7 protein-coding genes and 1 tRNA gene are annotated in these 12,055 nt (G+C 43.0%); 4 read left to right on the top strand and 4 right to left on the bottom strand.

Annotated elements, in window-relative coordinates; translation table 11 throughout:
• The first annotated feature begins 280 nt into the window (after positions 1–280).
• Positions 281–356 (top strand) — tRNA-Asn (locus tag DFP82_RS03965).
• A gap of 279 nt (positions 357–635) precedes the next feature.
• Here DFP82_RS03965 and icmH read toward each other — a convergent pair.
• The 4 genes from icmH to DFP82_RS03945 all read right to left on the bottom strand — a co-directional run bounded on the left by icmH (position 636) and on the right by DFP82_RS03945 (position 4,775).
• A complete protein-coding gene (gene icmH, locus DFP82_RS03960; RefSeq protein WP_110922442.1) occupies positions 636–1,448 on the bottom strand; it encodes a type IVB secretion system protein IcmH/DotU in 813 nt (270 codons plus the stop codon).
• Between the two features lie 224 nt (positions 1,449–1,672).
• Entirely contained in the window at positions 1,673–3,019 is a 1,347-nt protein-coding gene (tssK, locus tag DFP82_RS03955; protein WP_181416234.1) for a type VI secretion system baseplate subunit TssK, read from the bottom strand.
• A gap of 9 nt (positions 3,020–3,028) precedes the next feature.
• Positions 3,029–3,697, bottom strand: a complete 669-nt coding sequence (locus DFP82_RS03950; RefSeq protein ID WP_110922440.1) for a hypothetical protein — start codon at positions 3,695–3,697, stop codon at positions 3,029–3,031.
• 43 nt (positions 3,698–3,740) lie between these two features.
• Entirely contained in the window at positions 3,741–4,775 is a 1,035-nt protein-coding gene (locus tag DFP82_RS03945; protein WP_245905634.1) for a M15 family metallopeptidase, read from the bottom strand.
• Positions 4,776–5,204: 429 nt separating this feature from the next.
• Between DFP82_RS03945 and DFP82_RS03940 the strand changes: the two genes are divergently transcribed.
• The 3 genes from DFP82_RS03940 to tagF all read left to right on the top strand — a co-directional run bounded on the left by DFP82_RS03940 (position 5,205) and on the right by tagF (position 11,993).
• On the top strand, positions 5,205–6,899 hold the full coding sequence (locus DFP82_RS03940; protein WP_146221321.1) for a hypothetical protein: 1,695 nt from the start codon (positions 5,205–5,207) through the stop codon (positions 6,897–6,899).
• 67 nt (positions 6,900–6,966) lie between these two features.
• A complete protein-coding gene (gene tssM, locus DFP82_RS03935) occupies positions 6,967–11,016 on the top strand; it encodes a type VI secretion system membrane subunit TssM (protein WP_110922438.1) in 4,050 nt (1,349 codons plus the stop codon).
• Positions 11,013–11,993, top strand: coding sequence for a type VI secretion system-associated protein TagF (gene tagF / locus DFP82_RS03930; RefSeq protein ID WP_110922437.1), 981 nt, complete (start codon positions 11,013–11,015; stop codon positions 11,991–11,993). The genes tssM and tagF overlap by 4 nt, the downstream gene beginning before the upstream one ends.
• Positions 11,994–12,055 lie beyond the last annotated feature (62 nt).

Genomic DNA, 12,055 nt, shown 5'->3' with positions numbered 1-12,055 from the left:
AGACGATAAGCTCAGAAATATATTGATAGATTAAAATAGCACTTAGAGAAGATGCCACATGGAAAGTATGTGGCGTCTTTTTTATTCGCCTATTAATGACTGATCTTTGGGAAACCACCTCGAAAAATGCCTTATTACCTACTTAAAAGAATAAACTTTGAAAATTATGCAAAAAAAGCTTGACGTATTTTTTATCTTTGCTAGAATACGCCCCACTTAGCAAGAACTCGTTAGAGACTTTCTAAGCTCGTTGTAAACGTATTTAATACTTACAACCTATTCTCCAATAGCTCAGTTGGTAGAGCAACGGACTGTTAATCCGTGTGTCCCTGGTTCGAGCCCAGGTTGGAGAGCCACATTTTAGTAGTAAATTTTTCGAATTATTATTAATTCGATTATGGCATTTGCCAAAACCCTCATCAATTTGATGAGGGTTTTTTTATGTCTGCTATTTTCTTAATCTATATATGCAAGACGGACAATACAGATCAAATAATAGATACTATGCGCACAAAAAAGGGCATTAGTAATAGTCGCTATATAAAATAGTAACCATACTAATGCCCTTCTTATATTGCTGTCTGCTCGTAGAATCAATTCAGAGCTTCTACATACTTACCACAGCATAACTGTCATTAAGGTAAGAAAATCGAAATATGAGCCTGCTCTTTGTTCTCTTGAATCACATTATCATAGGCGGACAGCTGCTCGTTAGAGAAACTATTGGTAAATTGCCACATGGTTGCAAATATCACTGTCAATAATACCGCCATCACCGCCAAAATAATCCATAATGGCGTTTCGCTCGTAAGCGTATGTTTGATCTGATCAGGAATCGCCCAAAATGGTGAAAACTCGTTTTTGTTACCGCGTAGATGTTCAATCTCATCACCCAGTCGTGAGATAAGATAGCGGATTTTTTCAGGGGCTTCTAAACGATACTTTCCTTGAAAACCAAGCAGCATTGCGTAGTGGTAAACTTCTAGGGCTGGCAGACGCTTCTCCCCCTGCTCTCGCAGCCCATCTAGACGGTCGAAGAACTCATTACCAGCGACTTGTGAGCCAAACAAATCCAATTGCAACGGATTGAGCTCCCAAGAATCTTTTAGAGTTTGAAACTCTGGCTCTTGCGATGTCATGATGGTTTCATCAATCAGCGCACAATACGCGTACTTGGCTTCATGGATATCCTCTGACAGAAATCCTTTTTTGCGCGCATTCATCTCGAACTTATCTAAAAAATCATATATTTTTTGACGAAATTTGCGTGGCTCTGTACTGAAATAGTGATTCCGCAGTAAAAACACCAAATAAAAGCCGTCATACATGATATCAACCAGCGACTGGCTGCTGATACGTTTATCAAGGCCCGTTGCTGAGACTTTTGAGGCTACCTCACCTGAATCTAATAGCGAAGGCGCAGAACCCGTTGAATTATTCCCTGACATGATTGTTCCTAATGCTTATTATTTTGCGAATACTAATTTGCAAATGCTGGTTTTCGAATACTGATTTAAAAGCACTGACGAATAGAAATCCTTAACGACTATTAATGTATAGACTAATAGATACATTGGTATATAAATACATTAATAGTCGTTAAGTAGAAGCACTTTGCCTGTTTATATAAAGCTACACTCAAAGTTGAAAACGACAATAGCGATTAAAGAGACTACTGTACGATAGCCATCAGTTCAATTTTCAAGTCATCAAAGCCATTCGGCACATAAATACAGATAGATTCAGACTTTAGCATCTCGTCATACAGCTCACCTACCGGCTCAATAGTGAAGTAGCTGAATCCAGGTCTCACAGGTATCGCACTAGGCACTTGAGTAACGTGTGACACAGGTGAGCCTGGAAGCGCGGATAAGACTCGTTTCTCTACTGAATCAGGGGTCGCAATCTTAAAGCGGCGCGGTACGATATCGATGAGCTCATGCATTGGTAGCGACGAGCTAATAGACAGATACAGCTGTGAGCCACGCGTAATCTTGTCACTGCCCAGCTCACCAGTATAGTAAGACGGCTTATTCTGACGCAATGGAATCGATATAAAGTTGCTCGCAATGACCGTATTGAGCAGCTCACGAATGATCAGAATAATACTCACAAATGACTCATTGGCATTATCATGATGATAGGCAGGCAAATCGCCTACTTTATATAATGAGCTAAAAGTTGCTAACTGACTGGCCACATTCAACAGTGCTTCATAGAGGCGCTCTGGATGTAATTTAGCGTTGTTATATAAATGACTCAACTGAGAATATGCCGTATTCAGCGTATGTAACAACCAAAAGGAAGCAATATCTGAAGAGCGGAATTCTAGTAAGTCATTGTTGGACTGACGGTGATGATCGTACAGCGAAGTAGACTTAGTATTAATCATGGTCATCAAACGATAGACCTGACTCACAAGCGCAGCATTACTCGTAATATGTACGCTCGGCACGATGTAATCATCGTCCACTTGATAAACACCTTGGGTCGTACGCACTAGCTTAGCAACCAGTAGAGACACGGTGTCTTGACTAGGCGCTTGCACGGAATGACTTAGCTGTAAGCTAGGTGATAACTTAACGACATCAATAACAGCTTCAGCAGCTTGGCTGTACAAATCCTGCGCCTCAACAGCACCTCTGACATAGCGAGCGGGATTGTCACTGTGGTCGGTCTGTATATTACTACCACCACTATGGACAATCTCTAAGCTCAAAAATACAAAAACTTCATCGCCATTGTCTTGAGTATCTAGCGTAATGGCTTTTGGCAACGCATCGGTACGAGGAGCCTGATATATCGTGCCATCTGGCAGTACAGCATAAATACTCTGAAAACTTAATAGATTGCTTTCCAAAAGTTGTTTGTCAATCTGCACATCCGATACGCCATAAGCATAGGGATGCATCAGCATCATGCTCAATGCTCGCTGCGAGTCATGATAGGTGTCTTGAATCTGAAAATGCTGAGGTCGTAAGAATAGCCCCTCGCCCCATAGTACTTTATGTTTACTCAAGACAATCTCCTACGAACAGCTGACAAGCGGCTGCTGATAATATTTAAGTTTGGTGGTAAATGTGGGTGCCTGCTCTGGGCTGATACCTTCTACGATACTCACATCGCATGCGCCAATATTTAGAGTAAGTGGGGTATCAAAGTTGAGACTGGTAATAGGAATAAGGAACTGTGAGCGCTTTTTGGTGTATCTCAATCCCACTTTTACTGCGATAAAGCGTGCATCTTGTGGAATATTCAATGTCAAATTACTCTCACGATTGGGCACGACACTGACCTCTTTCGCTGCTAGCGATTCGATGTCAGTGAATTCGCTTTCTTCTTCCAAAAACGCAATATAAGCAGTACTCGCTGTACCTTGCTTTGCGCGTCCCGCATTGGCATTGGCCGATGGTTTGATCGTCAATGTGACCTGCTGACGCTTTAGCTGTTGCTGCAACGCCTGCTGCTCGGCAAGCATTGTCTCTAGCTGTTGCTGCTGCTTCTCTAGCTGGCCTTTGAGATTCTGTAAATCATCATTGTCACTGCTAATGATGTCTTTTATCTTATCACCAATACCAGACTCGCCAGCCAGCTCAGAGGCTTTATCAGTTGATTGACTAAATCTGTCCGTGCTACATCCTGTGAGCACGCCACTTAACAAACAGGCAGTGGCTATTAACGCTGTCGGCAATGTCATACATCTGTCCATATTTTCAATTTACCTTGAAATATTATTATCATTATTGACTGGTCAAAATCTCTGCCATTTCTGGGCGACCGAGTACGCCTTTTTTACGTAGCTCAACATGCCCAAGATCCATCATTCGCCAGTCACCACCCCACACAAGTCCGGCAGACTTGGCTACTTTACCATATAATTTGTAGCCCCGCATCGCCCAAGGATCCTTTTCAGTTATGACAATCTTACCGTTTCTGATAAAGGCACTATCACCTGCCAAACCAAACTGATGATAGCTCTTATATGAGCCTGCTTTTGTCACATGCGTTCCTTTTTTGAGCAGTCTGCCTTGCCTTTCAGGGCTGCGATACCCTTCTAAAAGAACCATATCATAGCCATACTGATCACTCATTACCTTATACACAGTCAACAGCCGTTGAACAAATTCCGAGTTCATCTTTTTCCAATTACGGTCAGCATTCTTGATGTTGATATGACCCCCACTCAAATGTGAAGCCAACATGTCACCTGAATAGCCAGTACTATGATCTAACGCATTTAAGTTAGACAAGTCAGGCTCAGGCATCATCAGCGGTCTATCTATCTGACTCACATCCGTCTGAGCATCCGGCCAATAGTCCACATCCGCTTTGCTGGCTTGATAACTCGCAATCTCAGCATCAAGCTCATCGAATAGCTCTTCTGGTGGTGTTGGTGGCGGACGCAATCGCTCTCCTATCAGTAATTGGCTGATTTGTGTGCTGGTAGTGCTGGGTACGGTATCTTTCGCATGGTATACCGCCAGAGAATGATTGTTAATCAGCGCATAGCAAAGACCAGCGGTTGCCATGACAATCAATACCGACAGTGCTGATATAACCGGGACACGAGAGACATCGATACGCGAAGCCATACTACTCAGCTGCCGGATACGAGAACGGAATGGTTTTTCTTGTGGTTTGACGGCTAAGCGCTTAATTTTGAATCTGAATAATCGCTGAAAACGAACAGCTACTTTATTAAACAGTCGCGCGCACAGCTGCCTATCAAACAGCATGATAATCATGATGATAGAGACAATAGTAAATGCAGACACAGTCCAGTAAATCATAAAGAAGCAGCAACGACAGTTAAGGCGATGAAAACAAAAACAAACAGGCGTTTATTATTGGTATTGCGCAAGTATTATATAGACAAATGACCACCGTTTAAAATAAAGCTGACTTAATTACGTTAATTTTCTTATCTTTCCGTTTGCTTTTTTATTTATAAGTCATTTTATATTGAGATTATCTTATAAATTCTCACTTACAACCCTTTATATACCTTATTTTTATAGATATTTTTTGTTTGAGTAGACCGTCATCGATTACGCACTCCTTCCATAAGCAAATGACATATAAGTAAAATAAAGTCATCAAATATAGTAGAAAGTAGTCTATGAATGCCCTAAAATACTGCCTAGCAAGTTTATCTACATAGTAACAATGATAATAACAACCCAACAAATAGGGAGTTTAGATAAGTGGCTGCAAAAAAAATACTGTCGTACAGTCGCTTTATTTTAGGAGCGTTTTTAGGCATTTATCTCATTTTGGTTTGGATGTACTTCAAAGACAATGCCCGACAGCTGACTTCATCTGGCTTATTACTGTGGTTCGTTGCCATTCCTTTACTGTTACTTGGTACTATCATGGCACTCCTATGGTGGCAAAAAAAGCTAGATAAGCAAGCCAGCAAGAACTCTGATTCCCTTGATGACATATCAAATAAAACAGAAAGTGCCAAGCAGCCCGATACTTATCAAGTATTTATATTTAGCCGTGTTTGCCTGCCTGAAGGAGACAGCTGGTCTGAAGTTATTGACAACGACGAAGACCTGACACTATTAAGTGATGAGCTGACAGATTTCGATGGCTTGCCGATACTAGTAAAACCGATTACCAGACTTACCGATGCAGCATCGCTACCATATCAGTATATATCTAAGGATTTGGAAGACGCCGACTGGGATATTGATACCTCCGATGAAGACGAATCCAGATCAGAGCGTATGGCCGGATTGAATGACACAACTTTGCGCTTGTGCTCATTGATTCATGAGCAGCTTACTTTGAGCGATGAGATATGGTCTGTACTCGGTGAACATTTTTATCAGCATCATCAGCAAGACAACATGCAGTCCAACTCGGCTGCCCATATTCATCCCGAATGGCAGCAGCATTACTTAGTTAGCGCCAAAGAAGGCAATCGCGATGAGACAATGGCGACCGCCCCTACTGTCCGTCTGTCCAACTTGCCTATCTATTTGTGCTTGCCTGCCAGCGCTGACTCAGCATCTCTTATCTCAGTAATAACAGAACAGTTAGCGACCTACGGTATTCCTGAAGCCGCACTCTCTTTTACCACTATCGCGACTGATGATACCGATGCAACAAATGACAGAGTAAGCGAGGCAACAACGGTCAATCCTGCCGAGTTTATAAATAGACATATCATCTCCTTGTCGCAATCAGCTGCCCCTGACATTTGCTTGATGCTCATTGCAGATTCGCAGATTAGTGAGGAGTGGTTGGACTCTGAACTGCATTCCAATCAAACGGCCAATGTCATTCCTACTGAGGCTGGCGCTCTGCTGGTATTTTTTAATGAAGCGGCTCAGGATTTACTGAATATAGATACCAGTACCCGTATTCTATTAACTGAGATAGATACCCCCAAAGCCAGTGATAGAGATAAGGAAGGTCATACCTCTAATCGTCTAAGTAATAACCGCCACTACCTTAATCATCTAACGACGATCCAAAAATTATTAATCGATAATGCGCTGTCACTATCACCGACCAATACGGCAGCACTAAATACTGTCAACAAACCGACAACAAAAGCAGATGATGCTGATTCCAAAACTAATGTTGCACTATCAGACCTCAGTATTACAGCCATATCAGACATTAATCCATCAAACCAACCTTATGACATGTCGGTATACATGAATTTTCTTGGCGCATTTATAGCGCAAGGCGCTCTAGTAAACGAACGTCATTTAGGGCATTATATGCCATTGAATCACTGGTTAAAGCCATTTATTAGCTTATCGCTATTCGTAGACTTAGTCGAAAATGACCAACAAGAGTCAGACAGCGTATTTTTGATTACTCAACATAAGCATTGCACCATGCTTTGGTTAGCAGATGCCTCTCAGCAGTCTGAATCATAGCTTTTGGTGACGCTTTATTATTGAAAATACTCATTTTATTATCTTAAGACCACACTAGGTAGCACGCATGTTTTCAAGGTTTTTTCATCTTATCTATAACCCAAGAGTGCTATTAGCCTTGGGTATCATAGTCGCCTTAGTCTTGCTATACGACTACGTCCCTATCAAAACCTTTTTCATTATTATTGGCGTCCTAATCACCTTTACGGTGTTAGGAGCGCTTGCCTACTATCTGTGGAAAAAGCGCAAAAAAGCCTCAGATGAGCTTGCAAATTTGGTAGAAGATAATGGCGGTGAGGGTACCAATGAAAATGGTACTCCTACAGCCAAAGATGAAAACACCCAAGAAGTACAAGCGCTACGTCAGCAAATGCAAGATGCAATCAAAACCATCCGCAAATCAAAAATTGGTGATCAAACGGGCAAAGCAGCATTATATGAATTGCCTTGGTATATGGTCATTGGTAATCCAGCAGCAGGTAAAAGCTCAGCCGTACTGCATTCTGGCTTAAAATTCCCATTTATGGAGCAAACCAACAAACTGTCTGTTAAAGGGGTCGGCGGTACACGTAACTGTGATTGGTTTTTTTCAACTGAAGGCATCTTACTTGATACTGCAGGGCGCTATTCTGTTTATGAAGAAGATCGCTCAGAATGGCTGTCGTTTTTAAGCCTACTCAAAAAGAACCGTCCTAAAGCACCGATTAACGGCATTATCATCGCTGTCAGTATCGCTGAATTGACCAAAAACGATCCAAACTATGCATTAGATTTGGCCAAAAACTTACGCAGCCGTGTCCAAGATTTGACTGAGCAGTTAGAAGTCTATGCACCGGTTTACGTCGTCTTTACCAAGATGGATTTGATCTCAGGCTTTCGTGACTTCTTTAATGACTATGAGCAAGAGGAGCGTAATCAAGTATGGGGTGCGACCATCCCCTACCCTGAAGATCCAGACAATATCAACATGACCGATGTATTCGAAGAGCATTTTGGCATATTGGTAAATGGTCTAAAGGATTTGAGCACGACGAAACTGTCTTTACGTCATCAGCGGACCGTATCTCCTAGCTTGATGACATTCCCTATGGAGTTTCAGTCATTACGCCCAATGATACGAACGCTGATGCATGCTCTGTTTGAGGACAACCCTTTCCAGTTTAAGCCTATCCTTCGCGGATTTTACTTTACGAGCGCATTGCAAGAGGGACAAGTTAGCAGTCAAATGACGCTGCAAATGATGCAGAATTACGACTTGCGTCCACCTGCTATCCCGCTCAATGCGCAGCAAGAAGCCGCAGACAAGCCTTATTTTTTACAAGACCTATTTTCAAAAGTTATTTTAAAAGACAAGCACTTGGTCAAGCAGCACAAAAACCGTAATAGACGCAGTCACCGTGCGATTGCAACCTTAGCAGCTGTCGTAACACTGTGCGCGGCAGTTGGTCTATGGACATGGTCTTATGCCAACAATAAACAACTCACTGAACGCGTCGTGGCTGACTTACAACAAGTCGCAGCGCTACAAAAGAACGCTAATGGCGACCTACAATCTCAGCTCGAGTCGCTTAATATCTTACAAAGCAGAATAGAGCAACTTGAGGGTTATGAAGAAGACAAGCCATTGTCTTTAAGATTTGGTCTGTATCAAGGTGACAAACTCAAAGACAAACTGCTAGCAGAGTATTACAACGGTATCAGCATTATCGTGTTGGCACCCACCAAACAGAACATAGAACAGTTTTTGACCGAGGTGAACAGCAATACTGACCAGCTAGAAGTACGTACAGAGGACTCAACCGCTGACGATGCCGCTGAAGCCGCGACTAATGATGCGTATATTCAGTCAGATCCTACGGATGTTGAAGACGCTTATAATGCCCTCAAAGCCTACCTCATGCTTGGCAATCATGACAACTTAGAGACCAGTCACTTGAGTGATCAGATGACACGATTTTGGCGTAACTGGCTTGAAGCCAATCGTGCAGATATGCCACGTGACAAAATGATTCGCCAAGCTGAGCGTATCTTGAGTTTCACACTGGCTCATGCCGACGACCCTGCCTTTCCACTCATCCAAAATGATTTGGGATTGGTAGACAAAACACGTACCAATCTATCGAAAGTTAGCAAAGGTCAACCTGCTCGTGATCGCGTCTACTCTGAAATTAAGATGCGCTCCTCTGCCCGCTTCCCATCCGTTACCGTTGCCCAAATTACGCAAGACACCAACAGTGAAGCGCTACTGGGCAGCTATGTAATTTCGGGTACTTTTACCAAGCAAGCATGGGATTCTTTCGTCAGTGATGAGATAGACAAAGCCGCTACTACTAGAGTGGTAGCAGATGACTGGGTGCTAGCAACCAGCAGTCAAAATGACCTTACATTAACAGGCAGTCCTGAACAGATTCGACAATATTTGGTCAACCGTTATAAGCAAGAGTACATCAGCGAATGGAAACGGTTTTTATCGCAAGTATATGTTCGTGATAGCAAAGGATTCGATGACCATGCTGTGCTGTTGAATCAGCTGTCTAACCCCACAGAGTCACCATTAAAGACACTGTTTGAAACCGTCGATCGTCAGACACAATGGGATAACCAAGCGGCCAATCCAGCGGCAGCCAATGGTGGTCAATCTCGACGCTCATTTGTCAATTGGTTCAAGCAGACCATACTGCGTCAAAGCCCTGCTGAGCTGCGACAGGCAGAAGCAGCGCTAGGCAACAATGGTAGTACCAGTGACACAGCGACCCCTACAGCACAAGCACCGTCAGGGGTAATTGCTCAAGAGTTCTCCTCTATACATGCCTTGGTAACACCAAGAGAAGACAATCAAGACTTGTCGCTATTAGACAATTATTTGGCAAGTTTAGGTGATGTTAGAACGCGCTTTAATAATATCGCTCGTAGTGATGATATCGGTCCTGATGCTCTGTTATTTGCTTCGCAGACTCTCAGCCCTGACGGCTCAGAGTTGACCAAATCTCTACAGATTTTGGACGAGCAGATACTGAGCCAAGCCAACTCTGAAATCAAACAACTCGTTCGACCGTTATTAAGTGAGCCACTAACCCGCTCATTTAATATGCTATTGACTCCCACTAAAGCGGAGATTAATAAAGTCTGGAAAGCACAAGTACGTAAGCCTTTCCTCGATAATTTAGAAAAGAAATATCCATTTACTGCCAATGCAAATTTAGAGGCAACACCCGCAGAGATTGGTCAGTTCTTTGGTGAAGACGGTTATGTGGCAAAATTCGTCAACGAGACGTTGTCGCCCTTTATCATTCGCCGTGGTGACCAAATCTCTAGTAAGATTTGGAATGGTGCAGGCCTAGGCCTTAACCCGAAATTTGTCGCTGATTTTGGTCGTTACTTTACTAACTATACGGGTAGCAATACTGCTGGTACGACAGGTGCTGCTGGCAATGGTGGCTCTACCAATCAAACTACTTTCCAAATCATGCCACTACCTGTCAGCGGCCTGACCGAGTATACGATTGTGGTTGATGGTCAGCAGCTACGCTATCGCATGGGTACCCAAGCTTGGACGACCTTTGTATGGCCGAACCCAAGCAGCCAACCTGGTGCGAGCATTCGAGCCAAGGACTATGATGGCAGAGACTTTACCGTCTTTGAAGAAGCTGGTAGCTTCGGTGTAGAACGCCTCATCAATAGTGCAAGACGTACTGAGCTTGGCGACGATATCTTTGAGATGGCATGGTCAGGTGATGGCATCACTATCTCTGTACGCTTTAGAATCATCAGTGGTAATAGCAGCAATGCTACTCAGGGTCGCTCTACCAATCCATTCAATGGTATGAAGTTACCCGATGAGATTATCGCTCTGGGTGTCACACGTACAGCAGCCCCTATTGCTGATAGTAATGCTGCCAATAATAGTACGCCTACCAATGGTTCGACAACCAACGTGACAACGCCAAGCGGTGGGCAGAATAATACAACTCCTACGACGCCATCCAACATCTTAAACTTGACGCCTACTACTAATGCTAATGACGCTGGCAATGCACAAGCTGATACCCCTGTTGCGACTAACACCTCTACAGATAATGACTCAGCCGAAGCAGAAACTCAGGAGCAAACCCCATGACTCCTGAGCTTTTACCTTTAGTATATTTTGGCAAGCTGCCTGCACGCGGAGACTTTGTGCGGGCACGTGCTCATATCTCAGAGACCAACGCGATTGACGAATGGGTCAGTAAGGCCCTAGTAAGCTCGGAAACACTATTTAGTGACAGATTAGTAGACAGGACGACGACCAATAAAACGGCTTTTTTAAACTTTAGTCATGTGGATACCAGAACCAATGAAATTATCACTGGCGTCCTGATTCCCAGTCATGACAGTAGCGATAGAAACTATCCACTGATCGGTTTTGGTGTCCTACATATCGACAAACCTAAAAGCTGGATGAATTATTTGCCCATTAAGTCTGCTAGCATTTGGAATGAAACTTACGAAATTATAAGCGTAGCCAAGTCTAAGACAGACAGCACTGACTTGATGGAATATCTCGGTCATAGCCAGCTCACGATTGACAATAATGCCAGTACGCACTATTACGATTTTATCAATACCACGACTCTACACGATATCGCCATATTGATGAACATCGATAAGTCGCAATTGATACAGCAAATTATCGCGACTGGATTATTATTTTTACCGACATTCACGAAAGGCTTTCATGGTCTGAACAAAGCCATCTGTTGGTCACTCACTTCCGATAGAGCTGCCTCGATACATATGGCTACTTTTTGGCATGATTTAATCAGTGGGTTTTATCAACCACATCAGCTCTATCTGAACACCTATCTCTACCGTGCCTCTAATTGCTATCGTCTACTACTGAGCTTTACGAAACCTGACGGACATATACTCAGTCAGATATCGGAGAGTGAGGACAGCTACCCTGAAGGCTGGGTTGTCATCGCTGATAGTGACTGGACACAAGGATATATTGAAGAAGATATCGGGCTGACCCGCTTCAATAAAGTCTTGTTACAAGACAGTCTCTACCTGTATGATACTAGGCAATTGTTTAAAAAAACATTTTTGGCACAATGATGATTCATGATTAACTGATGACCGTGTATATCAGGCCTCTGTATTTAATAACTGCTCAATAA

This window comes from Psychrobacter fozii (assembly GCF_003217155.1).
Classification (GTDB): Bacteria; Pseudomonadota; Gammaproteobacteria; order Pseudomonadales; family Moraxellaceae; genus Psychrobacter; species Psychrobacter fozii.
The sequence above is the reverse complement of the archived record's forward strand: the minus strand, read 5'-3'. Positions and strand labels throughout refer to the sequence as shown.